This is a genomic window from Pseudomonas sp. YuFO8, from assembly GCF_035065025.1.
In the GTDB taxonomy this organism is placed as follows: domain Bacteria; phylum Pseudomonadota; class Gammaproteobacteria; order Pseudomonadales; family Pseudomonadaceae; genus Aquipseudomonas; species Aquipseudomonas putida_AE.
This window is the reverse complement of the sequence record NZ_JAXDEQ010000007.1, coordinates 55,542-80,414: the sequence shown is the minus strand read 5'-3', so window position 1 is coordinate 80,414 and position 24,873 is coordinate 55,542. Positions and strand designations below refer to the sequence as shown.

At 61.7% G+C, this 24,873-nt stretch carries 22 protein-coding genes and 4 tRNA genes; 15 read left to right on the top strand and 11 right to left on the bottom strand.

Going from position 1 to position 24,873, the window contains the following annotated elements; translation table 11 throughout:
• Nucleotide 1 precedes the first annotated feature (1 nt).
• A complete protein-coding gene (locus SOP95_RS08810) occupies nt 2-1,090 on the bottom strand; it encodes an HlyD family secretion protein (protein ID WP_323606849.1) in 1,089 nt (362 codons plus the stop codon).
• A 221-nt stretch (nt 1,091-1,311) separates the two neighbouring features.
• On the opposite strand from SOP95_RS08810, the gene gltX reads away from it, so the two are divergent.
• From gltX to SOP95_RS08760, 10 genes are all read left to right on the top strand, one after another.
• Complete coding sequence (gltX, locus tag SOP95_RS08805; protein WP_323606848.1) at nt 1,312-2,793, top strand: glutamate--tRNA ligase; 1,482 nt, start codon at nt 1,312-1,314, stop codon at nt 2,791-2,793.
• Nucleotides 2,794-3,056: 263 nt separating this feature from the next.
• Nucleotides 3,057-3,132, top strand: a tRNA-Ala gene (locus SOP95_RS08800).
• Between the two features lie 79 nt (nt 3,133-3,211).
• Nucleotides 3,212-3,287 (top strand) — tRNA-Glu (locus SOP95_RS08795).
• Between the two features lie 53 nt (nt 3,288-3,340).
• Nucleotides 3,341-3,416, top strand: a tRNA-Ala gene (locus SOP95_RS08790).
• A gap of 81 nt (nt 3,417-3,497) precedes the next feature.
• Nucleotides 3,498-3,573: transfer RNA gene (locus SOP95_RS08785), tRNA-Glu, on the top strand.
• Between the two features lie 184 nt (nt 3,574-3,757).
• The gene (locus SOP95_RS08780) at nt 3,758-4,297 is read left to right on the top strand and encodes a TetR/AcrR family transcriptional regulator (protein WP_274075437.1); all 540 of its coding nucleotides are present in this window, start codon (nt 3,758-3,760) and stop codon (nt 4,295-4,297) included.
• Nucleotides 4,298-4,326: 29 nt separating this feature from the next.
• Nucleotides 4,327-5,160 carry an alpha/beta fold hydrolase gene (locus SOP95_RS08775; protein ID WP_274075436.1) on the top strand — a complete coding sequence of 278 codons (834 nt, stop codon included), beginning with the start codon at nt 4,327-4,329 and terminating at the stop codon, nt 5,158-5,160.
• A 49-nt stretch (nt 5,161-5,209) separates the two neighbouring features.
• Nucleotides 5,210-5,647: an acyl-CoA thioesterase gene (locus tag SOP95_RS08770; RefSeq protein WP_323606847.1), complete on the top strand. Its 438-nt coding sequence runs from the start codon at nt 5,210-5,212 to the stop codon at nt 5,645-5,647.
• A gap of 145 nt (nt 5,648-5,792) precedes the next feature.
• Nucleotides 5,793-6,752 carry a tRNA dihydrouridine synthase gene (locus tag SOP95_RS08765; RefSeq protein ID WP_274075434.1) on the top strand — a complete coding sequence of 320 codons (960 nt, stop codon included), beginning with the start codon at nt 5,793-5,795 and terminating at the stop codon, nt 6,750-6,752.
• A 121-nt stretch (nt 6,753-6,873) separates the two neighbouring features.
• Entirely contained in the window at nt 6,874-7,320 is a 447-nt protein-coding gene (locus SOP95_RS08760; protein ID WP_323606846.1) for an Hsp20 family protein, read from the top strand.
• A 59-nt stretch (nt 7,321-7,379) separates the two neighbouring features.
• On the opposite strand, the gene SOP95_RS08755 is transcribed toward SOP95_RS08760, so the two are convergent.
• From SOP95_RS08755 to SOP95_RS08710, 10 genes are all read right to left on the bottom strand, one after another.
• The gene (locus SOP95_RS08755) at nt 7,380-8,312 is read right to left on the bottom strand and encodes a phosphatidate cytidylyltransferase (protein WP_274075433.1); all 933 of its coding nucleotides are present in this window, start codon (nt 8,310-8,312) and stop codon (nt 7,380-7,382) included.
• A gap of 1 nt (nt 8,313) precedes the next feature.
• A complete protein-coding gene (locus tag SOP95_RS08750) occupies nt 8,314-8,934 on the bottom strand; it encodes a lysophospholipid acyltransferase family protein (protein ID WP_323606845.1) in 621 nt (206 codons plus the stop codon).
• A gap of 9 nt (nt 8,935-8,943) precedes the next feature.
• Nucleotides 8,944-9,399 carry a hypothetical protein gene (locus SOP95_RS08745; protein WP_323606844.1) on the bottom strand — a complete coding sequence of 152 codons (456 nt, stop codon included), beginning with the start codon at nt 9,397-9,399 and terminating at the stop codon, nt 8,944-8,946.
• Nucleotides 9,389-10,732, bottom strand: a complete 1,344-nt coding sequence (locus tag SOP95_RS08740; protein ID WP_323606843.1) for a phosphatase PAP2/dual specificity phosphatase family protein — start codon at nt 10,730-10,732, stop codon at nt 9,389-9,391. The genes SOP95_RS08745 and SOP95_RS08740 overlap by 11 nt, the downstream gene beginning before the upstream one ends.
• Nucleotides 10,732-12,486, bottom strand: a complete 1,755-nt coding sequence (locus SOP95_RS08735; protein WP_323606842.1) for a bifunctional alpha/beta hydrolase/class I SAM-dependent methyltransferase — start codon at nt 12,484-12,486, stop codon at nt 10,732-10,734. The genes SOP95_RS08740 and SOP95_RS08735 overlap by 1 nt, the downstream gene beginning before the upstream one ends.
• Nucleotides 12,487-12,496: 10 nt before the next feature.
• Entirely contained in the window at nt 12,497-13,120 is a 624-nt protein-coding gene (locus SOP95_RS08730; protein WP_323606841.1) for a CDP-alcohol phosphatidyltransferase family protein, read from the bottom strand.
• 127 nt (nt 13,121-13,247) lie between these two features.
• A complete protein-coding gene (locus SOP95_RS08725; protein WP_323606840.1) occupies nt 13,248-13,865 on the bottom strand; it encodes a hypothetical protein in 618 nt (205 codons plus the stop codon).
• A gap of 202 nt (nt 13,866-14,067) precedes the next feature.
• A complete protein-coding gene (locus SOP95_RS08720) occupies nt 14,068-14,937 on the bottom strand; it encodes a DUF2515 family protein (RefSeq protein ID WP_323606839.1) in 870 nt (289 codons plus the stop codon).
• Nucleotides 14,938-15,021: 84 nt separating this feature from the next.
• Nucleotides 15,022-18,297 carry a PAS domain S-box protein gene (locus SOP95_RS08715; protein ID WP_274075425.1) on the bottom strand — a complete coding sequence of 1,092 codons (3,276 nt, stop codon included), beginning with the start codon at nt 18,295-18,297 and terminating at the stop codon, nt 15,022-15,024.
• A gap of 66 nt (nt 18,298-18,363) precedes the next feature.
• Nucleotides 18,364-19,254 carry a LysR family transcriptional regulator gene (locus SOP95_RS08710; RefSeq protein WP_274075424.1) on the bottom strand — a complete coding sequence of 297 codons (891 nt, stop codon included), beginning with the start codon at nt 19,252-19,254 and terminating at the stop codon, nt 18,364-18,366.
• A 148-nt stretch (nt 19,255-19,402) separates the two neighbouring features.
• Between SOP95_RS08710 and leuC the strand changes: the two genes are divergently transcribed.
• From leuC to asd, 5 genes are all read left to right on the top strand, one after another.
• A complete protein-coding gene (gene leuC, locus SOP95_RS08705; protein ID WP_274075423.1) occupies nt 19,403-20,821 on the top strand; it encodes a 3-isopropylmalate dehydratase large subunit in 1,419 nt (472 codons plus the stop codon).
• Nucleotides 20,822-20,832: 11 nt separating this feature from the next.
• Nucleotides 20,833-21,477 (top strand): 3-isopropylmalate dehydratase small subunit, encoded by a 645-nt coding sequence (gene leuD / locus SOP95_RS08700; protein WP_323606838.1) that lies wholly within the window; start codon nt 20,833-20,835, stop codon nt 21,475-21,477.
• 154 nt (nt 21,478-21,631) lie between these two features.
• Nucleotides 21,632-22,399, top strand: a complete 768-nt coding sequence (locus SOP95_RS08695) for a class I SAM-dependent methyltransferase (protein WP_274075422.1) — start codon at nt 21,632-21,634, stop codon at nt 22,397-22,399.
• A gap of 52 nt (nt 22,400-22,451) precedes the next feature.
• Nucleotides 22,452-23,534, top strand: coding sequence for a 3-isopropylmalate dehydrogenase (gene leuB / locus SOP95_RS08690; RefSeq protein WP_274075421.1), 1,083 nt, complete (start codon nt 22,452-22,454; stop codon nt 23,532-23,534).
• 68 nt (nt 23,535-23,602) lie between these two features.
• Nucleotides 23,603-24,715, top strand: coding sequence for an aspartate-semialdehyde dehydrogenase (gene asd, locus SOP95_RS08685; RefSeq protein WP_007975660.1), 1,113 nt, complete (start codon nt 23,603-23,605; stop codon nt 24,713-24,715).
• The last annotated feature ends 158 nt before the right edge of the window (nt 24,716-24,873 follow it).

The window sequence follows — 24,873 nt, the reverse complement described above, 5'->3', positions numbered from 1 at the left end:
ATCACCGGCCATCGTCAGGGTTGTCTTGGCTGCTCAATTTGGCGCTGGCGTTGTCCGGTGCGTCCTTGATATTCACCTTGGCGGTGACCGACATGCCCGGGCGAATCTTGCCGCGCAGCGGGTTGTCGGCGGCGAAAGTCAGTTTGACCGGTATGCGTTGTACGACCTTGGTGAAGTTGCCGGTGGCATTGTCTGGCGGCAGCAGGCTGAACTGCGCACCCGAGGCGGCGAACAGGCTGTCGACCCGCGCCTCGATCGGCGTGTCGCCGTAGGCGTCGAAGGTCAGCTCAGCCTTCTGCCCGGGCTGCATGTGGCCGATCTGGGTTTCCTTGAAGTTGGCCTGGATCCAGATGTCTTCATCGGGCACCACCGACAGCAGGTAGGCGCCGGCCTGCACGTACTGGCCTTCACGGGCGGCACGTTGGCCGATCAGGCCGCTGATCGGCGCATGGATTTCACTGCGGGTGAGGTTCAGCTCGGCCTGGGCCAGGTCGGCCCTGGCATTGGCGATCTGCGCGTCGAGGCGTTTGATTTCAGCGGTCAATGCGTTGACCTGCTGGCGTTGTCCCTGGGCATCCGCCTGGGCTTTGGTCAGTTGCGAGCGGGCGATGTGGTTGTCGGCGGAGAGGGTGGTCACGCGCTCTTCGGAGACATAACCGGGCTTGCGCAAGGTCTCGGCGCGGGTCAGGTCGATCTGGGAACGGCCCAGGCTTGCCTGGCTGGATGCCACTTGCGCATCGCTGGCGGCAATCAGGCTGGCCTGCTGGGTCAGTTTGCTCTGGGCTTGCAGGCGTTCGGCCTGGCGGGTGGCGAGGGTCGAATTGGCGCGGTCGACGGCGAGGCGGAAATCGTCGCCTTCGAGCCTGATCAGCAACTGGCCTTTCTCGACGTGCTGGTTGTCCTGCACCAGCACCTGATCGATTCGTGCACCCAACTGGCTCGACACGCGGGTGATCTCGCCCTGGACATAGGCGTTGTCAGTGCTTTCATAAAAGCGCCCGTTGAAAAACCAATGGGCAAAAAAGCCCCCGGCGATCAGCAGGACAATCAACAGGAAGATGGATAGGCGACGCTTGAGTTGGGCAGGCATGGGGCAAACTGTAGTCGAGAATATGTAAGGAAAGTTATCAGCAGGTGAATCTGGCATACAGCCGATAAACGGTAAATGCCATCGGCTGATATTCGGCCATTCACCACGCTATACGCGCGTTGTAGACGCAACCTTGGCTTAAATGCCCTGTTCACTGGAGCGGGGCGGGTGTCGCCTGTTACCATTCGCCCTTTGTTTGACCTTCTTTTTCGAGACTTGCCATGACCACCGTCCGCACGCGCATCGCGCCATCGCCTACCGGGGACCCCCACGTAGGTACCGCTTACATCGCATTGTTCAACTACTGCTTTGCCAAGCAGCACGGCGGTGAGTTCATCCTGCGGATCGAGGACACCGACCAGCTGCGCTCGACCCGCGAATCGGAACAGCAGATTTTCGACGCCCTGCGCTGGCTGGGCATCGACTGGAGCGAAGGCCCGGACGTCGGCGGCCCGCACGGTCCGTACCGGCAGAGTGAGCGCGGCGATATTTACCAGAAGTATTGCCAGCAGTTGGTCGAAATGGGCCATGCCTTCCCGTGCTTCTGCACCGCCGAAGAGCTGGACCAGATGCGCGCCGAGCAAATGGCCCGTGGCGAAACCCCGCGTTACGACGGCCGCGCGCTGTTGCTGTCCAAGGAAGAAGTGGCGCGCCGCCTGGCCGCTGGTGAACCCCACGTGATCCGCATGAAGGTGCCGAGCGAAGGCGTCTGCGTGGTGCCGGACATGCTGCGTGGCGACGTGGAAATCCCGTGGGACCGCATGGACATGCAAGTCCTGATGAAGACCGACGGCCTGCCGACGTACTTCCTGGCCAACGTGGTCGATGACCACCTGATGGGCATCACCCATGTATTGCGCGGCGAAGAGTGGCTGCCATCGGCACCGAAACTGATCCTGCTTTACGAGTACTTCGGCTGGGAACAACCAGAGCTGTGCTACATGCCGCTGCTGCGTAACCCGGACAAGAGCAAGCTGTCCAAGCGCAAGAACCCGACGTCGGTGACCTTCTACGAGCGCATGGGCTTCATGCCTGAAGCCATGCTCAACTACCTGGGCCGCATGGGCTGGTCGATGCCGGACGAGCGCGAGAAGTTCTCGCTGCAGGAAATGGTCGACAATTTCGACCTCAAGCGCGTCTCCCTCGGCGGGCCGATTTTCGACATCGAGAAGCTGTCGTGGCTCAACGGCCAGTGGCTGCGTGACCTGCCGGTGGAAGAATTCGCCGCGCGCGTGCAGAAGTGGGCGATCAATTCCGAATACATGATGAAGATCGCGCCGCACGTGCAGGGCCGCGTCGAGACCTTCAGCCAGGTGGCACCGCTGGCCGGGTTCTTCTTTGCCGGTGGCGTGAACCCCGACGCCACGCTGTTCGAATCGAAGAAGCTGTCGGGTGACCAGGTTCGCCAGTTGATGCAGTTGATCCTGTGGAAACTCGAAAGCCTGCGCCAGTGGGAAAAAGACAACATCACCGCGACCATCCAGGCGGTGGTCGAATCCCTGGAGCTGAAGCTGCGTGATGCCATGCCGCTGATGTTCGCCGCGATCACAGGGCAAGCCAGTTCGGTGTCGGTGCTTGATGCAATGGAAATCCTCGGGCCGGACCTGACCCGTTTCCGTCTGCGCCAGGCGATCGACCTGCTGGGCGGCGTGTCGAAGAAAGAAAACAAGGAGTGGGAAAAGCTGTTGGGCGCAATCGCCTGATTTCCCCCTTTAGGAGCTGCCGCAGGCTGCGATCTTTTGATCTTGCTTCTATAAAGCCAACGTCAAAAGATCGCAGCCTGCGGCAGCTCCTACAGGTCCGTGTTCTGTGTAAACCTCCCGGATTTCTTGGGCGAGGGCGGTAAGTGGTTGTTATGTCGGCAAAAAATTTTAAATTTTTTGAAAAATAAGTTTGACAGGCTTTCGATACGCCCTTAAGATTCGCCCCGTCCTCAGCGATGACATCGAAGATGCATCAACGATGAGGGGCTATAGCTCAGCTGGGAGAGCGCTTGCATGGCATGCAAGAGGTCGACGGTTCGATCCCGTCTAGCTCCACCAATTTACACTTCAAGGTCTGGCCACACCGGCCTTGAAGCGATCAACACTCAGCGTTGATCTGTTGTATAGAAGGGTTTGCGTCCCCTTCGTCTAGTGGCCTAGGACACCGCCCTTTCACGGCGGTAACAGGGGTTCGAGTCCCCTAGGGGACGCCAGTTTTACAGAAACGATGTTGCAAGATGTCGTTCCGCCGCGAGGCGAAAAATCCGGGGCTATAGCTCAGCTGGGAGAGCGCCTGCATGGCATGCAGGAGGTCAGCGGTTCGATCCCGCTTAGCTCCACCAATTTTACAAGTTCAAGGTCTGGCCACACCGGCCTTGAATCGATCAGCTCTCAGCACTGATCAGTTGTATAGAAGGGTTTGTGTCCCCTTCGTCTAGTGGCCTAGGACACCGCCCTTTCACGGCGGTAACAGGGGTTCGAGTCCCCTAGGGGACGCCACGATTACCCGCTCTGCGGGATTTTATAAGGGTCATTCAATTATTGAATGGCCCTTTTGTTTGTCTGGCGTTTGGCCAAATCCCCCTCTTTCTCTCAAACTGTTCTTCAGACCAGCGGTCACACCCATGACTTGCAGAATATTATTATGAGAATAATATTCTAGTCGTAATATTCGGAGGCAACGATGAACGATAAAAAAGCTCAAACCCGCGAACGCATCCTCAAGGCTGCCAGCGCCGCGCTGATCCAGCGTGGTCCGGCCGAGCCGAGCGTTGGCGAAGTGATGGGCGCAGCCGGCCTGACGGTCGGCGGCTTTTATGCGCACTTCGAAAGCAAGGACGCCATGATGCTGGAGGCGTTCAAGCAGTTGCTGGGTCACCGCCGTGACCTGATTGCCGACATGGATGCCCAATTGACCGGTGAAGAGCGCCGCACCCTGGTCGCAGCGTTTTATCTGTCACGCAAGCACCGCGACTCCAGCGAGTCGGCGTGCCCGATCCCGGCCTCGATCGGTGAGCTCGGTCGCCTGCCCGAGGCGTTTCGAATCGCGCTGAATGAACATATGGAGCTGATGGTCGCGCAGTTGGCGGCCAGTCCTGAAGACACCGACAAAGCCCTGGCCGACCTGGCCTTGATGGTGGGCGGCCTGGCGCTGGCACGGGCGCTGGGCCCCGGTGATTTATCCGATCGATTGCTGCGCGCGGCCAAGTCGGCGGTGCGTTGACCTGAAGGCTGCGGCCTGGGGAGAATGCGATGAGCACGTTGAAGTGGGTTCGTGGCGTTAATGGCACCTTGGGCTGGTTCGCCCCGAAGCTGGTGGCGAGCAAGATGCGCCTGGCGTTCATGACGCCGCGCGACTTCCCGCCCCGTGACTGGGAGCTGCCGCTGCTGGCAAAGTCGGAGCGCATCACCCTGCGTTTCGGTCTGTCGGCACTGCGTTGGGGGCAGGGCCCGGCAGTATTGCTGATGCACGGCTGGGAAGGGCGGCCCACGCAGTTCGCCAGCCTGATAACGGCGCTGGTCGATGCCGGTTATTCGGTGGTCGCCCTGGACGGCCCGGCCCATGGTCGGTCTCCCGGGCGCGAGGCGAACGTGGTGCTGTTCGCCCGTGCCATGCTCGAAGCCGCCGCCGAGTTACCGCCGCTGCAAGCGGTCATCGGCCACTCCATGGGCGGCGCCAGTGCGATGCTCGCCGTGCAGTTGGGCCTGCGCACCGAAACCCTGGTCAGCATTGCTGCCCCGGCGCGGATCCTCGGAGTATTGCGCGGTTTCGCCCGCTATGTAGGGCTGCCGCCGAAAGCCCGTTCGGCGTTCATCCGCCAGGTCGAGACCGATGTCGGCATGCGCGCTGCGATGCTGGATGTCGCGCACTACCAGCTCGACATGCCAGGCCTGATCGTGCATGCCGAAGACGACACCCACGTTCCGGTCAAGGAATCGCAACTGATCCACGAATCCTGGTTCGACAGTCGTCTGCTGCGCCTGCAGGAAGGCGGCCATCAGCGGGTACTGGCCGACCCACGGGTCATTGATGGCGTGTTATCACTGCTGGCCGGTCGCAGCCTGCAATCGCGCCAATCGGCCTGAGCATCCGTTACACTGCCCCGGTCGAATCAATCTGACCGGGGAGTGGGGCATGGGCTGGGATCGGGCAACGCCGTTTATCATTGATCTGCAAGTGGGTGCCGAGGACATCGATGGGCTGGGGCATGCCAATAACGCGGTGTACGTGAGCTGGCTCGAACGCTGTGCGTGGCGCCACTCCCAGCGCCTTGGCCTGGATCTGGTCGAGTATCGGCGCCTGGACCGGGCGATGGCGGTGGTGCGCCACGAGATCGATTACCTGGCGGCTGCCTATGAAGGCGACGAGTTGCAATTGGCGACCTGGATCGTCGATTGGGACCAGCGCCTGAAAATGACCCGGCATTTCCAGTTGAAGCGTCCCAGCGACAACACCACCCTGTTGCGCGCCCAGACCACTTTCGTCTGCATTGAACTGTCCAGCGGCAAGCCCAAGCGCATGCCGGCCGAATTCATCGAAGGCTATGGCCCCGCCATCCAAACCCCTGCCTGACACAATCCCCCTGTAGGAGCTGCCGCAGGCTGCGATCTTTTGATCTTAAAATCAAAGTCAAGAGATCGCAGCCTGCGGCAGCTCCTACAGGGGGGTGAAACCCGGTAAACTACCGCACGTTTTTTCCTTGAGTAGTGTTTTCCCCATGCAAATTGCCCTGGCGCCCATGGAGGGGCTGGTCGACGACATCCTGCGCGACGTACTGACCCGAGTGGGTGGCATCGACTGGTGCGTGACCGAGTTCATTCGGGTCAACGACCAGTTGCTCACGCCGGCCTACTTCCACAAATTCGGCCCGGAATTGCTCAACGGTGCCCGGACGGCCTCCGGTGTGCCGTTGCGTGTGCAGCTGTTGGGTTCGGATCCTGTGTGCCTGGCGGAAAACGCCGCGCTGGCCTGCGAGCTGGGCTCTGAAGTGATCGACCTGAACTTCGGCTGCCCGGCCAAGACCGTGAACAAGTCCCGTGGCGGCGCGGTGTTGCTCAAGGAGCCCGAACTGCTCAACCAGATCGTCGAGCACGTGCGACGCGCCGTGCCCGCGCACATTCCGGTGACCGCCAAGATGCGCCTGGGCTTCGACAGCCCGGACGGTTCGCTGGTCTGCGCCACCGCGCTGGCCGAGGGCGGCGCCGAGCATATCGTGGTGCATGCCCGGACCAAGGTCGATGGCTACAAGCCGCCGGCGCATTGGGAGTGGATCCCGCGCGTGCAGGAAGTGGTCAAGGTGCCGGTGTTCGCCAACGGCGATATCTGGAGCGTCGAAGACTGGCGCCGTTGCCGGGAAATCAGTGGGGTGGAAGACATCATGCTCGGTCGCGGCCTGGTCTCGCGCCCCGACCTGGCCCGGCAGATTGTCGCGGCCAAGGCCGGTGAAGAGGTCGTCGAGATGACCTGGGCCGAGCTGTTGCCATTGATCCAGGATTTCTGGCTGCAAGCCAAGGCGCAGATGACCGCGCGTCAATCGCCCGGTCGCCTGAAGCAATGGCTGGCCATGCTGACGCGCAACTATCCCGAGGCGGTCGAGCTGTTCAGCGTGCTGCGCCGTGAGACGGAACTGGACCAGGTGTCGCGTTTGCTGGGGCTCCAGGTGGCTGAAGCGGCCTGAAAAAAATCTTCAAAAAATCTCTTGAAATGCACTCAGCGGTCCCTATCTAAGGGGTACGCGATGCCGAATTCGGGTCGCGGAGACAAAAAACCTTGCTGATTGTTTTCAGGAGATTTGAATCATGAGTACTGCATTTTCCCTGGCTCCACTGTTCCGTTCCTCTGTCGGTTTCGACCGTTTCAACGACCTGTTCGAAACTGCGCTGCGCAACGAGCCGGGCAGCACCTACCCACCCTACAACGTTGAAAAACACGGCGACGATCAATACCGCATCGTCGTGGCGGCGGCCGGTTTCCAGGAAGAAGACCTGGACCTGCAAGTCGAGAAGGGTGTGCTGACCATCAGTGGTGGCAAACGCGACGCCAATGAGGACGTGACCTTCCTGCACCAGGGCATCGCCCAGCGTGCGTTCAAGCTGTCGTTCCGCCTGGCCGATCACATCGAGATCAAGGCCGCGGACCTGCGCAACGGTCTGTTGAGCATCGACCTGTTGCGGGTGGTTCCGGAAGAGGCGAAAGCCAAGCGCATCCCGATCAACGGGACGCAAAAACCGGCTCTGCAACACTAAGCCAGAGCAGAAAAAGGGCGCCATCAGGCGCCCTTTTTTGCGGGCGTGATTCGGTGGGGTCAAGTCCAGCCATAGCGCACCAGATGGAAGAAGATCGGCGCCGCAAAGCACACCGAGTCCAGTCGATCGAGCATGCCGCCATGGCCTTCGATCATGTGCCCCCAGTCCTTGACGCCACGGTCGCGCTTGATCGCCGACATGACGATGCCGCCGGCGAACCCCAGCAAGTTGATCAGCAGGGCGATGACCAGTGACTGCCAGGGGGTGAACGGCGTGATCCACCACAAGGCACAGCCGATCAGCGAGGCCAGGACAATGCCGCCGACAAACCCTTCCAGGGTCTTGGAGGGCGACAGGTTCGGGGCGATCTTGCGTTTGCCGAACAATTTGCCGCACACGTACTGCAGTACATCCGACATCTGCACCACGATCACCAGATAGGCGATCAACAGCAGGTTTCGTCCCTCATACCCGACGATGTCCAACGTCAGCAGGGCGGGCACATGGGAGACGCAGAACACCGCGATCATCAGGCCCCACTGGACTTTCGAGGCGCGCTCGAGGAAGTGCGTGCTGTCGCCGCCCAGGGAAGCGAGGATCGGCAGGAGCAAGAACACGTAGACCGGAATGAAGATCGAAAACAGCCCGTACCAGTCGTAGTAGATCAACAGGTACTGCAGCGGCAGCGCCAGGTAGAAGGCCGCGACCAATGCCGGGTAGTCGCTGCGGCGGGTGGGCGTGAGGGTGAGGAATTCGCGCAGGGCGTAGAACGACACGGTGTAGAACAGCAGGATCACCGCGCCGGTGCCGAGCCAGAAGGCGACCCCGATCACCAGCACCATCACCCACCAGGCGTTGATCCGCGCGTTGAGGTTGTCGATCACCGGGTTGTCGGTACCGCGGGTGCGGCGCTTGAGCACCAGGCCGATGATCGAGGCCAGCAGCAGGAACGCGCCAATCCCGGCGAACAACATCAAGGTCTGTCTGTCCATGTCAGGCATGCTCCCCGGCCAGGCTCAGCAGCGCTTCGCGACTGCGTTCGAGGAACTGCGCCTTGCTTTCGTCTTCGTCGATGGCCAGCGCGGCACCAAAGCTGATGGTGCATAACAGCGGCAGCGGCAGCACACGCCCCTTGGGCATGACGCGGTTGAGATTGGCGATCCACACCGGGATTACCTGCGCCTGGGGATACTGCTTTGCCAGGTGATACAGCCCGCTCTTGAAGGGCAGCAGGCCGTCTTCGGGATTGCGGGTGCCTTCCGGGAAGAGGATCAGCGAATCGCCGCTCGCCAGGGCGTCGAGCATTGGCTGCAAGGGATTGTCGGTACTGTCCTTGCGCTCGCGGTCAATCAGCACGCCGTTGAACACCTGGTTGATAATGTACCGGCGCAGGGGGCTCTTGAGCCAGTAATCCGCACCGGCAACCGGTCGCGTGATGCGGCGCAAGGTCGGCGGCAGGGAGGCCCACAGCAGGACGAAATCGCCATGACTGCTGTGGTTGGCGAAATAGATGCGCTGTACCGGTTGCGGCGCACAACCGAGCCAAAGGCTGCGCGCTCCGGTGAGCAGGCGCGCGGCCGAGGTGATGAGGGTGGCAACCACGGGTTCCAGCATGAGAGCTCCTTATTCGGCATAGGCCAGCCAGGGGTTGGCCAGGATGAACACCAGGGTCAACAACAGTTGGGCCGCCACCAGCAATGCCTGGCGTCGTAACAGTTTCAAGGCGCCGGCGATGCGTTCGCTCCAGGGGCGGCCGCCGCGCTCGGCAGGTTGCAGGCCCAGGGCCGTCAGCGCCTGGTCCAGGTCTTGGGTGCGCTGGGGCAGGTCTTCGGCACGGTCGGCCAGATGGCGGAACAGATCGGCGTCGAAGGCTACCCGCAGTGCCCAGTATTTTTGCCACAGGCCGAGCACCAGTAGTCCGCCGCTGCAGGCCAGGCTCCACAACCCCGGGCCGGGCATCAGGTACTGGCCCAGGCCGAGCAAGACGCCGAGCAGGGTAAGGCCGCTGGACAATCGATCCAGGGAGTCGCCACGACGCAACAGACTGGCTGTCACCTGCAGTTGCATATCAATGGACACCTTTCTTCTCCAAGCGGGTCGCCAACGGCTCCAGCGCCTCTCGGTGCAGGAGACCCAGAACAATCCCCGGGCGTGCGCGCTGGATCACCAAAAAGGCTTCGGCGACACTGCTGGCCCGCCCGGTGTGCAGCAGCCAGGCGGCGACTGCGGTGGCGCTGCGCGAATAGCCCAAGGCGCAGCAGACCAGTAGCGGCCCGTGCTGGCGCAGGCTTTCGATGGCCAACGCGGCTTGCTGGCATTGCAAGGGGGTGGGGGTGGTCAAGTCCAGCACCGGTAGCGTGCGATAGGCGACGCTGCCAGGATCGAGCGACAGTTCGGAACACAGGTCGAACACGGCACTGAAGGGGCTGCCCTTGAGTTCCCGGCCAGTCGGTATGCGCCCCAGCCAGACGTCATCGAGCACCTGGTCAGGCTGCGGATTGTTGCGCGTCCACAGGCGCGAGTTGAGCCAGGCGGCAGCCAGGTAGGGCGCCATCAACCAGCGTGCGGCAGGGGACAGGCGTCCATCGGCGCCTTTCTGAAAACCTTCTGCACCCAGCACGGCGTAATTGAGCACCACCAGCAGCAAGGCCGATGCAGGCCAGGTCAGCCACAGCCAGATGCCCCCGAAGCTGAAGGCCGGGACGGCGAAAGCAGCAGCCCCCACCAGGTAATACAGCGCCAATTGCCAGCGTTTTTTCCCGGTTGCCAGTCGGGCGCGCTGCAAAGGGCCAGGTCCCTCCAGTGGCCACAGCCAGACACACAGCCAGCCAAGCAGCACGCCGGTCGGCAGATCGATGAAGTGGTGCTGGTAAGTGGTCAGCACCGAGATCCCGATGAGGATGAACCAGGCATGCATCAATCCGCGCCAGAGGCCCTGCAAGTGCCGGTGGTAGCAAGTCCACAGGATCACCAGCAAGGCGATGTGCAGGGATGGCGCCTGATTGAATGGCTTGTCAAAGCCTGCCAGGACATCGAACAGCCAGCCGAATACGCCGTCCAGTTCCGGCCGGGCGAAGGTGAAGCGCAACGGCCAGATCAGGAAACAGCTGACCGCAATGAGTTGCGCGGTCAGCAGGCGCAAGGCGTGGCGCTTGAGTTCCTGGCGACTGTCGGGCAGCAGCAGGGATAGGCCGTACAGCAAGTCGATGGACCAGTAGGGGACGATGGTCCAGGCCCAGAACGGCATGTGGTTTTCCCAGCCGAATACCAGGCTGCCGACATCGTCGCGCTGGGTGGTGAACCAGGTGGCAAACCCGTAGGTGCCGAAGAACAACGGCGCCAGGAGCAGCAGCCAGAGCAGCGCAGGTTTGAGCAAACCGGGTTCGCGTGTCGTCGTCGTGTTGCGCAGCATCAAGACACCCGTTGCGCGAGAGCCACGCTGAAAATGCCCCACTCGTCGACGCGCATGCTGACCTTGCGAAAACCGGCGGCCTCCACCCGTTGGTCCATTTCCACCTGGGTGCGCCGGCGCATGACCCAGGCCTGGCCTTCACGGTGGCTGGTCAAGGCGCGGGCGATCAGTTCCAGTTGCGGATGCCAGGGTTGGCCGGTATAGACCAGGTATCCGCCAGGCTCCACGGCTTCGGCCAGGCCAGCTAGGGAAGCCGCGACCATCTGGTTGTCTGCGAACAGCTCGTACAGACCGGAGACCACCGCCAGGGTCGGCTTGGGTTGCAGCGCAGCCAGGTCGGCACGGTCGAAGGCGTCGCCCTTGACGAATTGTGCGATCCCTTCCAGGCCTTTCTCGCGGATCAGCGCGCTGCCGTCGCGCACGTTGATGTCGCTGTAGTCGCGCAACAGGATCGACTCGGGTAACGGGCTGACGCCCTGCAAGGCTTCGAGAATGTAGCGTCCGTGGCCGGCGGCGATGTCGACGATGCGCACTTCGCGGCCCTGGTCGCGCAATTGCTGCATCGCCAGGCGCAGCAGTTCTTCGACGTGCAGCTTGCGTTGGCGAATGCCGCGCCAGCCGATGGAATCGAGGTAATTGCGGTCGATCAGGCGGCCGACGCCTGACTTGCCCGTGGCTGTGTTGCGATAGACGTAGTCCAGAGTGCTGCCGGAGTCGAAGCCGGTGTCGAACCCCAGCTTGATCCCGGACGACAGTTGGCTGCCCAGGTGCATGCTGGCGCGGGTCATGCGCCAATACAGGTCGCGCAGTGAGTTGTGCGGCAGCGGCGCGGCCAGCGATTCGGATTCGGCGCAGGTCAGGCCCAGGCGATCGGCATTCAGCAGGCTGGGGCGTTCGCTCGGCTGTGCGAAGTTCTGCAGGATGAAGCGACGTGCGCTGGCGACGGCGTGCCCGCGGTTCTTTTCGCCCAGGGTGTCGTGGAAGAACCCCGGCAGGATGTGTTTTTCCTTGCGCAGGCTGCCCAGGCGCTCGAAGAACTGCTCCTGGGGTTGGCGATGCACGACGAAGTCGGCACCGGAGATCAACAGCTGGGTGGGTATTGTTATGGCCTGGGCATCGGCCACGACCCGTTCGGCGGCCTCGTAGAGACCGAGCAGGACATTGACTGAAATGGCCTTGGTGATCAGCGGATCGCTGTCATAACTGGCGACGCGCTGCGGGTCGTGGCTGAGAAAGCGCGCCTTGACGTAGCTGTTGACGAAAAAATTGCCGCGCCATCGACGCATCAGTGCCAATCCCTGGCGGGCGAAGGGCACATAGAGCTTGACCTTGAACGCCGGGGACGCCAGCACCAGCGCTCGGATGCGTGGCGCGTAATCGTGGGCCCAGGTGGCGACGATCACCGCGCCGACGCTTTGCGCGATCACCGCAGTATTTTCTTCGTCGATCTGGTAGGTCGCGCTCAGGTGCTCACAGAAAGTCTGCACGTCCCGCACGCTGGTGGCAAAGCCGGGGCTGTCGCCCCGGGCGCCCGGCGAGAGGCCATGGCCCCGGGCATCCCAGGCAAAGAAGTCAAAACCGGGCAGGTCCAGTTCATCCACCAGATGGGCAATGCGCCCGGAGTGTTCGTGGCCGCGGTGAAACAGCAGCACGGCCTTGCGCGGCTCCCCAGGTTCCGGGGTGCCGGGCCAGTGTCGGTAGAACAGTTGCACGTCATCGTGGGTGGTGAATGTCTGTTGTTGTGCTTCGCGCATTGCCATTTCCTTAGGCTGAAGAGCTGTCAATTTGTGCTTCCCTGAGGCCCTGGCGGACCCGGTTGATCAAGGTATAAACCAGCAGCATCGCGATGATCGCGAACACCGTGTTGATCCAGAACGCGCCGATCCAGCCCGGTACGATGCCAGCGGCCACCACCCCCAGGACAAACGCCCGGTCACTTTTGCCCATGGGCCCGTCATAGCGCCGCGAAGCCCCGACCATCGGCCCCAGCACGCCGCTGTACTCGCTGAACAAGGCGAGCAGCGCCACCAGCAACACCAGCCACAGGCTGACGCCGGGCAGCAGGGCGAACGGCAGGATCAGGGCGCAGTCGGCAGTGATGTCGCACAGCTCATTCAAATACGCCCCCAAACGCGACTGCTGGTTGAATTCCCGAGCCAGCATGCCGTCGATGGCGTTGAGCGCCATGCGCACGATCATCCAGATGGGTACCAGTGCAAAGATCCAGGGGTGATGCACGAAACTTGCGATCACCAAGCCCACCAGGATCGAGCCGATGCCGGCGATCAGGGTGATCTGGTTGGCGGTGGTGCCCTTGTCGAACAGGCGCCGGACCAGGGGGCGCAGGAGGTTTTGGAACGCGGGTTTGATCTGGTAGATGCTGGGCACGTTGGAGAGGTCTCGGGGGAGGCGATATGGTTACTGAGTGTAGATGGCATCTTGGGATGGATTTGGCGACAGCTTCCGATGCATGGGGTTAATGCTGAAAGCTTGATCTTGTCGCGATGAGTAAAAGTCAGGGATTCGTCCATGGCTTGGCCAGTGCCAGCGTGATGAGGTAGCGCTCCTCTGTGGGACGCTTCTCGTCCCTGAAACGACCAACCACCAGCATCACCTGGTACTTGTCGTCTGCATGCCAATAGGATGTTCCGCCCTTGTTCACGTCGCGCAATCGGGCTCGCCACTCTGGCGTGTCGGCGAACGGTGGGTCTTCCTTGATGCGGATGGGTGTCCAGCCGGCCTTGCATAATTGGTCTTGCAGATCCAGTACGACCTTGAGGGTATCGTCGAGCAGCAGTGGCTCGACTTGTGGGGACATACGGACACCGTCTATCCGTTCATCACGTCCAAAACCCACCGTGAAGAACCGGGCCAGTGGGGTTACAAAGCCAAACTCAGGATCTGCGAAACGCAGGCGGGCATCAGACTTGGGAGCATTGAACCAGGAGTGCCCAGATATGACTGGATCGATTCTTGCGCTGGAACGCTGGCGCATGGCTTCGTACGGCTCACCAATTACCAGCGAAATTTCCGGTTCATTCGATAGGGCCTCAATCGCGGCCAGTGTCACGAGGACCGCGACCGGCAGTGCCAATATGCCGTGTCGCCAACCCATGCGTTGCATCAGGTTCATCGCACGCCTCCACCCCAGGCAATATCCCGAATCGATTGCTCAATCTGCTCGCGCTGGTCGCCCTGCAGCAGATCATCAAATTGCTGCGCCGCCCTCAGCACGAAAGCCATGCGCTAGTCGATGTTGGCCAGGTTGGCAACGGGGTTGTTGCCAAAACCAATAGTGCGCCTGTCATCGACGGGGCTGCATTGGCTAGCCAGCGTCAGTTCAATGGCTTGGGCAGCACCGGAGGGCAAGTTAGTGACGCTTCAAAGGCTTGCAGGATTTCCTTATGGTCAGTCCCGAATCTCAGCTTTTCCTGTCCGACCGGCCACAGCACCGGATACTGCCCACTCCCATAGATGTTTTTCCGTGAAGGCAGGCAATCCTTCAGCGCCTCCAGCCCACGTTCCCTGTAGAACACATGCAGCGGATACACATCCAAAAACAGCGTGGTATTGCCCATCGCCAGCATCTCGTACACAAACCGGTACATCCGTTGCGAGTACGACAAGGGCATGTCGGCACCCCAGTGGGTGAAGCCCCACACCGGGTTGTCACGGTTGGCCTGTTCGTACTCGTGCTGGCGCTGCTCGAACTCGCGAATTTTCGCGCGCTTTTCCCACTCGCTGCGGCTGAACAAGCCTCCGAGTCCTTGTCTGGCACTGTCCCTCAGTTGCTGTATCGCCTGCTCTTCCGCTTGCATCTTCTCGATCGTCTCGGCCGCGTGCAGCAATCCACAGCCCACCTGTTTCGAGGCGAAGGCCGCCAGCCCTGCCCACTGAAATCGTGGATCGAGGCGCCACAATTGCGCGTAGGCGGCATTGATCGCCTTGTTGCGCGTCTTCGGATCTGCGATCAGTTTGCCGCCCGGCGCCACGACGTTTTCGACCCTTTGCTGATACCCCTCGCGAGCATGGGCGAAGCCGAACATCATGATGCGGGTATCGGTTTCCAGCACCTCGCCACCGCAACTGGTCTTGTCGCCCTTGCGAATGAAATATCCCTTGGCCATGGCTGCAACTCCTTGTCTGATGACGATCAAATTGCGCCTGCCTCCGAAGGAATGAAGGCAGGGCAAAGTGCAGCGCAAGGGTTCTATACGAGGCAGTCAGGCGTAAATCGGACGCTTCCGGCATGCTTGTAGGAAAGGGATATTCAGCCAGTGAGTTCGTTCCTACAGGAGCTTCTGCAGATCCTCCACCGGTAGCGGCCGGCTATGCAGGTATCCCTGGTAGAGATGGCAGCCCAAGCCTTGCAGGAACTCCAGCTGTTCCACGGTCTCCACCCCTTCGGCGATGATCTTCAGTTCCAGGCTGCGGGCCATGGCGACGATGGCGCGGATGATCTCGGCGTCGTTGGGGTCGGTGGTGGCGTCGCGGATGAACGACTGGTCGATTTTCAGGGTGTCGACCGGCAGGCGCTTGAGGTAGGTGAGCGAGGAGTAACCGGTGCCGAAATCGTCCATGGCAAAGCTCACGCCGAGTTTTTTCAGGCGCAGCATCTTGTTGATGGTGTCTTCCAGGTTCTGGATGACGATGCCTTCGGTGATTTCCAGTTTCAGCAGCGAGCAGGGCAGGCCGTAGGTGGCGAGGCTGCTTTCGATGCGCTCGACGAAATCGTTCTGGCGGAACTGGCGCGGGCTGATGTTGACGCACAGGCTGAATTGCAGCGGGTCCACCAGGCCGTCGGCGATCAGTTTCTTGAAGGCCTGGCAGGCTTCGTCGACGATCCAGGTGCCGACCTCGAGGATCAGTCCGCTGTCTTCCAGGACCTTGATGAACTCGGTGGGCGACTGCGCGCCGAGCTCTGGATGATTCCAGCGCACCAGCGCTTCGGCACCGACGATCCGGTTGTCCCGGGCGTCCACCTGGGGTTGGTAATGCACGCGAAACTCACCACGCGACAGTGCCAGGCGCAGGTCGGTTTCCATGCGCAGGCGTTCGCTCGCGGCCTTCTGCATGGTGTTGTGGTACATCTGCGCGGTATTGCGCCCCGAATCCTTGGCCCGATAAAGGGCGATGTCGGCGCGCTTGAGCAAGTCGGTCGGCGTCGAGCCGTGGTCGGGAATCAAGGCAATGCCGATACTCGGCGTGACCTGCAGGCGCTGGCCGTCGAGGAACATCGGTTCGGACAGCAGCTCACGAATGGTATCGGCCAGCTCGCGGACCTGATCGCTGACCTGGTTGCGCGTGCCTTCGAGGCCACTGAGCAACACCACGAACTCATCACCGCCCAGGCGCGCGACGGTGTCTTCCATGCGCACGCTGGCTTCCAGGCGCGCGGTGATGATTTTCAGCACCGTGTCGCCCACCGGATGGCCGAGGGAATCGTTGATGTGCTTGAAGTGGTCGAGGTCGAGGAACATCAACGCGCCGCGCAGGTTGTGGCGTTTGAGCAGGGCGATCTGCTGGCTCAGGCGATCCATCAGCAGGGCGCGGTTGGGCAGGTTGGTCAGGGGGTCGTGGTAGGCCAGGTGGCGGATCTGCGCCTCGGCATTTTTCAGCAGGCTGACGTCCCGGGCGGTCAGCAGCAGGCACGCGGTTTCGTTGAGGGTGATCGGTTCTACCGAAACCTCGACCGTCAGCAGCTCGCCGCGCTTGTTGCGCCCGAGCATCTCCAGGTGATGTACCCGGCCCTTGATCTGCAGTTCGGCGAGTAAGGTCGAGCGCTGTTTCTCTTCGGCCCAGATCCCCACCTGGTACACGGTGCGGCCGATCACTTCGTCGGCGCGGTAGCCGGTCAGGCGGCAGAAACCGTCGTTGACCTCCAGATAACGTCCGGTATCGCGTTCAGTGATGGTGATGGCGTCGGGGCTGGAGTGGAAGGCCTTGGCGAACTTCTCTTCGCTGGCCTTGAGCGCCGCTTCCGAGCGTTGCTGCTGGGTGATGTCGCGTAAGGTGGTGACGACGCACGGCTGTTCGCTGACATTGATCTGGCGGCTGGAGATCACGCAGGTCAGCGACTGCCCGTCCTTGTGCTGGACGAGGATCGCCACATTGTTCAGGCCTTGCTCGCGGATCACCTGTTCGATCCGCTGCAGGCTTTTTGCCGAGGCGTCCCACAGGCCGATTTCGTCGGCGCTGCGGCCGATCACATCGGCGGCACTCCAGCCGAAGGTCTGGGTGAAGCTGGAATTGATTTCGATGAATTGCCCGGTGTCCTGGCGGGTCACGCAGATCGGGTCGGGGCTGACCTGGAACAGGGTGGCGAATTTCTCTTCGGAGGCCACCAGGCGTTGTTCGCGCTCGACCTGGTCGGTGATGTCGAGCAGGGTGCCGGCCATGCGCAAGGGCACGCCGTTTTCATCGCGGTAGAGGCGGGCGCGGCTCTCCAGATAGCGTGAGCTGCCATCCGGCATTTGCACCCGATAGGTCAGCTGATAGTTGCCGGCCGGGCCTTCGCGCAGGCTGCGGTAGGCATCGCGCATGGTGTCGCGTTCTTCGCCGGGCACGCCTTCGAAAAACTCGTCGAAGGATTCATGGAACGGCTTGGCCTCCATGCCGTGCAACTGTGCGGCGCGGGCCGAGCCATACAACATGCCGCTGGGAATGTGCCAGTCCCAGGTGCCCAGTTGCGCCGAGTCCAGGGCCAGGTCGAGGCGCTCCTGGCTGTCTTTGAGGGCGTGTTCGGCGGCTTTGCGTTCGGTGGTGTCAAGGAAGGTGCTGAGCAGATAGGGCTGGCCTTCGAGTTCGACCTTTTGCGCACTGAGGATGCCATCGTGGATCTGCCCGTTGCTGGCGCGAAACTGCACCTCCATGCTGGTCAGCTCACCTTTGGCCTTGGTGGCCTTGACCAGTTGTGCGCGTTGTTCGGGGTTCACCCAGAGGCCCAGTTCCAGGGTGGTACGGCCGATCGCGTCCTGGACCGGCCAGCCGAACAGGCTTTCGAAATACTGGTTGGCTTCGGTGATCAGGCCGTCTTCCTGGCGCGTCAGCAGGACCATGTTCGGGCACAGGTGGAACAGCGTGGCGAAGCGTTTCTCCGAGCTACTCAGCGCCTGTTCGCGCTGGCGTTGGTGGGTGATTTCGCGGATCACGCCAATCATCCGTGGACGGCCGTGCTTGTCCGGCAGCAGGCTGCCGCTGATCTCCAGCCAGTGCAGGCTGCCGTCGGGCCAGCGAACGCGATGGTGCATTGCCTGCTCCAGCGGCGCGCCGCCGATCACGGCATGGAAGGCGCGAAGGGTCTTGGCCCGGTCTTCCACAGGCAACAAGTCAAGGTATTCCAGGTCGGCCGGCAACGGTTGCCGGGGATCGAAGCCAAACAGCGCCTGGGTGCCCCGGGACCAGCTGATCTGCCCGCGCTCGATGTCCCAATACCAGGCGCCCAGGCGCGCGCCGTTGAGCGCGGCCAGCAGTTGCGAGGCACTTTCCCAGCTCTGTTCGGAGCTTTTCGGGTCAAGCGCCTGGATGCGCGGCATTGGCGGAATACGGTCAACAGATTTCGGCATTGGCAAGCCTTGGGCTGAATTGTGTATCGGGTACAGGAATTCGCGGCTCTATAGGAGTAGCACAAGTTAGCCTTGAGTCCCTGGCAGATCGATCTGGCCATCCAGCAAGGCCATGAAGGCCCGTGCTGCATTCGATAGCGTCCTTTCAGTGTGCAGGATATAGCCTAGCTGGCGAGTCAGTTGTATGCCCGGCAAAGGTATCCGCGCAACCTGGTCATCGAGCATGGTGCGTGGCAGGACGCTCCAGGCCAGGCCGATCGACACCATCATCTTGATCGTTTCCAGGTAATTGGTGCTCATGGCGATGTTCGGCGTCAGGCCCTGTGCTTCGAACAGGCGCTGGACGATGTGGTGGGTAAAGGTGTTGCCGCCGGGAAACACTGCCGGGTGGCGGGCGATGTCCGCGAGGCTGACCTTGCCATTGTTGAGCAGCGAATGCTCGGGGGCGACCACGAAGTCCAGCGGGTCGTCCCACACCGGCGTGGCCTTGACCAGGGCGTGGGGTTCCGGCGCCAGGGTGATCACCGCCAGTTCAGCCCGGCCATGGAGGATTTCTTCGTAGGCGACTTCCGAGTCGAGAAACTGGATATCCAGCGCCACCTCGGGATAGCGCCGGGTGAACTCCCTTAATAAGGGTGGCAAACGGTGCAGGCCGATGTGGTGACTGGTGGCCAGGGTCAGACGACCGCTCACCTGCCCGGTGAGGTTGGTCAGGGCGCGGCGCGTATCATCGAGGACATTGAGAATCTGGTAGGCCCGGGGCAGCAGGGCGCGGCCGGCTTCGGTCAGGCCGACTTCGCGGCCCAGCCGATCGAATAGCCGCACCTTCAGTTGCTGCTCCAGCCCGGCGATGCGCTTGCTGATCGCCGGCTGAGTCAGGTGCAAGCGTTCGCCGGCTCCGGAGAAGCTTCCGGTCTCGGCGATGGCAATAAAGGCATTAAGGTTGGCCAGGTCCATGCTCGTATTCCAGTTGGTTATCCAAAGCATAAAAAATATGAATTTGAGTTATTTAATGTAACCCCATAGGATCAGCCTCACAAGCCAAGGGGTTATTGAATCGCTCAAGACCCAGGGCATAGAAAGAAGCTGATGAGGAAACCGTCTGATGGCCGGCAAAACGCTCTACGACAAGCTCTGGGATTCGCATTTGGTCAAGCAGCGCGACGATGGCTCCGCGCTGATCTACATCGATCGTCACATCATCCATGAAGTGACCTCGCCACAAGCCTTCGAAGGCCTGCGGCTGGCCGGGCGCAAGCCATGGCGCATCGATGCCAACATCGCGACCCCGGACCACAACGTACCGACCACCCCTGAGCGCAAGGGCGGCATCGCGGCCATTGCCGACGAGGTTTCGCGTTTGCAGGTCCAGACCCTCGACGACAACTGCGATGAATACGGCATCGTCGAATTCAAGATGAACGACGTCCGCCAAGGCATCGTCCACGTCATCGGCCCGGAGCAGGGTGCCACCTTGCCGGGCATGACCGTGGTCTGCGGCGACTCCCATACCTCGACCCACGGCGCGTTTGGTGCCCTGGCTCACGGTATCGGCACCTCCGAGGTCGAGCATGTGCTCGCCACCCAGTGCCTGGTCGCCAAGAAAATGAAGAACATGCTGGTTTCCGTCGAAGGCAAATTGCCGTTCGGCGTGACCGCCAAGGACATTGTCCTCGCCGTGATCGGCAAGATCGGCACCGCCGGCGGTAACGGCCATGCCATCGAGTTCGCCGGCAGCGCGATTCGTGACCTGTCCGTCGAAGGCCGCATGACCATCTGCAACATGTCCATCGAGGCCGGTGCCCGCGTTGGCCTGGTCGCCGCTGACGAAAAAACCGTGGCTTACGTGAAGGGCCGTCCATTCGCCCCGAAAGGCGCGGAATGGGACCTGGCCGTGGAAGCCTGGAAAGACCTGGTTTCTGATAAAGACGCCAAGTTCGACACTATCGTTGAACTCGACGCGACCCAGATCAAACCGCAAGTCAGCTGGGGCACCTCGCCTGAGATGGTCCTGGCGGTCGATCAGAACGTGCCGGACCCTGCCAAGGAGATGGACCTGGTCAAACGCGATTCGATCGTGCGCGCCTTGAAATACATGGGTTTGACTGCCAACCAGGCGATCACCGACATTCAGCTGGACCGCGTATTCATCGGCTCCTGCACCAACTCGCGGATCGAAGACTTGCGCGCCGCAGCCGTCATCGCCAAGGGCCGCAAAGTGGCCTCGACCATCAAGCAGGCGATCGTGGTGCCGGGCTCGGGCCTGGTGAAGGCGCAGGCCGAAGCCGAAGGTCTGGACAAGATCTTCCTTGAAGCCGGTTTCGAATGGCGTGAGCCGGGTTGCTCGATGTGCCTGGCGATGAACCCGGACCGTTTGGAGTCCGGCGAGCATTGCGCTTCCACGTCGAACCGAAACTTCGAAGGCCGTCAGGGCGCCGGTGGCCGTACCCACCTCGTCAGCCCGGCCATGGCCGCGGCCGCCGCTGTGAACGGTCGTTTCGTCGACGTCCGTGAATTGATCTAAAGGAGCGCAGCATGAAAGCTTTTACCCAGCACACTGGACTTGTCGCGCCTCTGGATCGTGCCAACGTCGACACCGACCAGATCATCCCGAAGCAGTTCCTGAAGTCGATCAAGCGCACCGGTTTCGGTCCGAACCTGTTCGACGAGTGGCGCTACCTGGATGTGGGGCAGCCGTATCAGGACAACTCCAAGCGTCCGCTGAACCAGGACTTCGTCCTCAACGCCGAGCGTTACCAGGGCGCCAGCGTACTGCTGGCCCGCGAGAACTTCGGTTGCGGCTCCAGCCGCGAGCACGCGCCATGGGCTTTGGAAGAATACGGTTTCCGCAGCATCATCGCGCCGAGCTATGCCGACATCTTCTTCAACAACAGCTTCAAGAACGGCTTGCTGCCGATCATCTTGAGCGATGCCGAAGTCGATGAGCTGTTCCAGCAGGTCGAGGCCAACCCCGGCTATCAGTTGCAGATCGATCTGCAGGCCCAGAGCGTGACCCGTCCGGACGGCAAGGTGTTGAACTTTGAGATCGATGCCTTCCGCAAGCACTGCCTGCTCAACGGCCTGGACGATATCGGCCTGACCTTGCAGGACGGCGATGCGATTGCGGCGTTTGAAGCCAAGCATCGTGCGAGCCAGCCGTGGTTGTTTCGCGACGCTTGATTGATCCGATATTGATGTAGGCAGGGCCGGCCCCATCGCCGGCAGGCCAGCTCCCACAGGTTTTGTGAGCACCGCAAATCCCTGTAGGAGCTGGCTTGCCAGCGATGAGGCCCGGACAGACGACACAAGGCTAAATCCCAAAAAGGAAGTTCCCATGACCAGCACCGCCCAGCACAGCCAGGTAGTCCAAAAGCAATTCGGTGAACAGGCCGCGGCCTACCTGAGCAGCGCCGTACACGCTCAAGGCACCGAATTCGCGCTGCTACAGGCCGAACTGGCAGGGCAGGGCGAAGCTCGGGTCCTGGACCTGGGCTGTGGCGCTGGTCATGTGAGTTTCCAGGTGGCATCGCTGGTCAAGGAAGTGGTCGCCTACGACCTGTCGCAACAGATGCTTGACGTGGTGGCCGCTGCCGCCGTCGATCGTGGCTTGAGCAATGTCACCACGGTCAACGGCGCCGCCGAGCGCCTGCCGTTCGCCGATGGCGAGTTCGACTTCGTGTTCAGTCGTTATTCGGCGCATCACTGGAGCGATCTCGGCCTGGCCCTGCGGGAAGTGCGGCGGGTATTGAAGCCGGGCGGTGTCGCGGCATTCGTCGACGTGTTGTCGCCGGGCAGTCCATTGTTCGACACTTACCTGCAAAGCGTCGAAGTGCTGCGCGACACCAGCCATGTGCGCGACTATAGCGCCGGTGAGTGGTTGCGCCAGGTCAGTGAGGCCGGGCTGCATACCCGCAGCACCACCCGTCAGCGGCTGCGCCTGGAATACAGCTCCTGGGTCGAGCGCATGCGCACGCCACAGGTGATGCGCGCGGCGATCCGCGAATTGCAGCAGTCGATGGGCAACGAAGTACGCGAATATTTCGAGATTGAGGCCGATGGTTCGTTCAGCACGGATGTGCTGGTATTGATGGCCGAGCGATAGAATTTTTCCGGGCGCGCCCCCAGGGCGCACCGACTGATGACATGAGGAAAGCATGAGCAAGCAGATTCTGATTCTCCCAGGTGACGGTATTGGCCCGGAAATCATGGCCGAAGCGGTCAAGGTGCTGGAATTGGCCAGCGACAAGTTCGCCCTGGGCTTCGAGCTGAGCCACGACGTAATCGGCGGCGCGGCCATCGACAAGCACGGCGTGCCACTGGCTGACGAAACCCTGGAGCGTGCCCGCGCCGCCGACGCGGTATTGCTGGGCGCCGTGGGAGGCCCGAAATGGGACACCATCGAGCGTGACATCCGCCCTGAGCGCGGCCTGTTGAAAATCCGTGCGCAACTGGGCCTGTTCGGCAACCTGCGTCCGGCGATCCTGTACCCGCAACTGGCCGAGGCTTCCAGCCTGAAGCCGGAAATCGTTGCCGGCCTGGACATCCTGATCGTTCGCGAGCTGACCGGCGGTATCTACTTCGGCGCGCCACGTGGCACCCGCACCCTGGAAAACGGCGAGCGTCAGTCCTACGACACCCTGCCGTACAGCGAAAGCGAAATCCGCCGCATCGCCCGAGTCGGTTTCGACATGGCCATGGTCCGCGGCAAGAAGCTCTGCTCTGTGGACAAGGCCAACGTATTGGCCTCCAGCCAGCTGTGGCGTGAAATCGTCGAGGAAGTGGCCAAGGACTACCCGCAGGTCGAACTGAGCCACATGTACGTCGACAACGCCGCCATGCAACTGGTGCGCGCGCCGAAGCAGTTCGACGTGATCGTCACCGACAACATGTTTGGCGATATCCTGTCCGACCAGGCGTCGATGCTCACCGGTTCCATCGGCATGCTGCCGTCGGCGTCCCTGGACACCAACAACAAGGGCATGTACGAGCCGTGCCACGGTTCGGCGCCGGATATCGCAGGCCAAGGCATCGCCAACCCGTTGGCGACCATTTTGTCGGTCTCGATGATGCTGCGCTACAGCTTCAACCAGCAGGCCGCGGCCGATGCCATCGAGAAAGCCGTCAGCCTGGTCCTGGACCAGGGCTTGCGCACCGGTGACATCTGGTCGGCCGGTTGCACTAAAGTCGGTACGCAGGAAATGGGCGACGCAGTAGTCGCCGCGCTGCGGAATCTGTAATCTCTCGGGCCCGCTGCCGCTTTTACCCCCGGAAGCAGCGGCCCACTTTTCAAGAAGGTGTAGTTGCGATGAAACGTGTAGGTCTGATCGGTTGGCGCGGTATGGTCGGTTCCGTGCTCATGCAGCGGATGCTGGAAGAGCAGGATTTCGATCTTATCGAGCCGGTGTTTTTCACCACTTCCAATGTCGGTGGCCAAGGCCCGTCCGTGGGCAAGGACATTGCTCCGCTCAAGGACGCTTACAGCATTGAAGAGCTGAAAACCCTCGACGTGATCCTGACCTGCCAGGGTGGCGACTACACCAGCGAAGTGTTCCCGAAGCTGCGCGAAGCCGGCTGGCAGGGTTACTGGATCGACGCCGCTTCCAGCCTGCGCATGCAAGATGACGCGGTCATCGTGCTGGACCCGGTCAACCGCAAGGTCATCGACCAGCAGCTGGACGCGGGCACCAAGAACTACATCGGCGGCAACTGCACCGTCAGCCTGATGCTGATGGGCCTGGGTGGCCTGTTCGAGGCCGGCCTGGTGGAGTGGATGAGCGCCATGACCTATCAGGCGGCATCCGGTGCCGGCGCGCAGAACATGCGTGAACTGATCAAGCAGATGGGTGCGACCCACGCCGCTGTCGCCGATCAACTGGCCGATCCGGCCAGCGCGATCCTCGACATCGACCGTCGTGTGGCCGAAGCCATGCGCAGCGACGCATACCCGACCGAAAACTTCGGCGTACCGCTGGCCGGCAGCCTGATCCCGTGGATCGACAAGGAACTGCCGAACGGTCAGAGCCGTGAAGAGTGGAAGGCCCAGGCCGAAACCAACAAGATCCTCGGTCGCTTCAAGAGCCCGATCCCGGTGGATGGCATCTGCGTGCGCATCGGCGCCATGCGCTGCCACAGCCAGGCGCTGACCATCAAGCTGAACAAAGACGTGCCGATCGCCGATATCGAAGGGCTGATCAGCCAGCACAACCCTTGGGTCAAGCTGGTGCCGAACAGCCGCGAAACCAGCATTCAGGAGCTGAGCCCGAACAAGGTCACCGGCACCCTGAACATCCCGGTAGGCCGTCTGCGCAAGCTGAACATGGGCTCGCAGTTCGTCGGCGCGTTCACCGTCGGCGACCAGCTGCTGTGGGGCGCGGCCGAACCGCTGCGTCGCATGCTGCGGATCCTGCTCGAGCGTTGATCGTTTGATGCAATGAAAAACCCGCGCCTTGCGAGAGGCGCGGGTTTTTTTATTCCGGGTTTCTCGGTTGTCTGGTCTGGCCCCTTCGCTGGCAAGCCAGCTCCTACAAGGACAGCGCAATCCCTGTAGGAGCTGGCTTGCCAGCGAAGGGGCCATAA

Excerpts from the sequence above, each read along its gene's own strand:
- asd (WP_007975660.1), top strand. The coding sequence starts at position 23,603 with ATGAAACGTGTAGGTCTGATCGGTTGGCGCGGTATGGTCGGTTCCGTG.
- SOP95_RS08760 (WP_323606846.1), top strand. The coding sequence starts at position 6,874 with ATGAGTACTGCATTTTCCCTGGCTCCACTGTTCCGTTCCTCTGTCGGT.
- SOP95_RS08780 (WP_274075437.1), top strand. The coding sequence starts at position 3,758 with ATGAACGATAAAAAAGCTCAAACCCGCGAACGCATCCTCAAGGCTGCC.
- SOP95_RS08715 (WP_274075425.1), bottom strand. The coding sequence starts at position 18,297 with ATGCCGAAATCTGTTGACCGTATTCCGCCAATGCCGCGCATCCAGGCG.
- leuC (WP_274075423.1), top strand. The coding sequence starts at position 19,403 with ATGGCCGGCAAAACGCTCTACGACAAGCTCTGGGATTCGCATTTGGTC.
- SOP95_RS08765 (WP_274075434.1), top strand. The coding sequence starts at position 5,793 with ATGCAAATTGCCCTGGCGCCCATGGAGGGGCTGGTCGACGACATCCTG.
- SOP95_RS08710 (WP_274075424.1), bottom strand. The coding sequence starts at position 19,254 with ATGGACCTGGCCAACCTTAATGCCTTTATTGCCATCGCCGAGACCGGA.
- SOP95_RS08750 (WP_323606845.1), bottom strand. The coding sequence starts at position 8,934 with ATGCTGGAACCCGTGGTTGCCACCCTCATCACCTCGGCCGCGCGCCTG.
- SOP95_RS08775 (WP_274075436.1), top strand. The coding sequence starts at position 4,327 with ATGAGCACGTTGAAGTGGGTTCGTGGCGTTAATGGCACCTTGGGCTGG.
- leuD (WP_323606838.1), top strand. The coding sequence starts at position 20,833 with ATGAAAGCTTTTACCCAGCACACTGGACTTGTCGCGCCTCTGGATCGT.
- SOP95_RS08740 (WP_323606843.1), bottom strand. The coding sequence starts at position 10,732 with ATGCTGCGCAACACGACGACGACACGCGAACCCGGTTTGCTCAAACCT.
- SOP95_RS08810 (WP_323606849.1), bottom strand. The coding sequence starts at position 1,090 with ATGCCTGCCCAACTCAAGCGTCGCCTATCCATCTTCCTGTTGATTGTC.
- SOP95_RS08770 (WP_323606847.1), top strand. The coding sequence starts at position 5,210 with ATGGGCTGGGATCGGGCAACGCCGTTTATCATTGATCTGCAAGTGGGT.
- SOP95_RS08755 (WP_274075433.1), bottom strand. The coding sequence starts at position 8,312 with ATGGACAGACAGACCTTGATGTTGTTCGCCGGGATTGGCGCGTTCCTG.
- leuB (WP_274075421.1), top strand. The coding sequence starts at position 22,452 with ATGAGCAAGCAGATTCTGATTCTCCCAGGTGACGGTATTGGCCCGGAA.
- SOP95_RS08695 (WP_274075422.1), top strand. The coding sequence starts at position 21,632 with ATGACCAGCACCGCCCAGCACAGCCAGGTAGTCCAAAAGCAATTCGGT.
- SOP95_RS08735 (WP_323606842.1), bottom strand. The coding sequence starts at position 12,486 with ATGCGCGAAGCACAACAACAGACATTCACCACCCACGATGACGTGCAA.
- SOP95_RS08725 (WP_323606840.1), bottom strand. The coding sequence starts at position 13,865 with ATGAACCTGATGCAACGCATGGGTTGGCGACACGGCATATTGGCACTG.
- gltX (WP_323606848.1), top strand. The coding sequence starts at position 1,312 with ATGACCACCGTCCGCACGCGCATCGCGCCATCGCCTACCGGGGACCCC.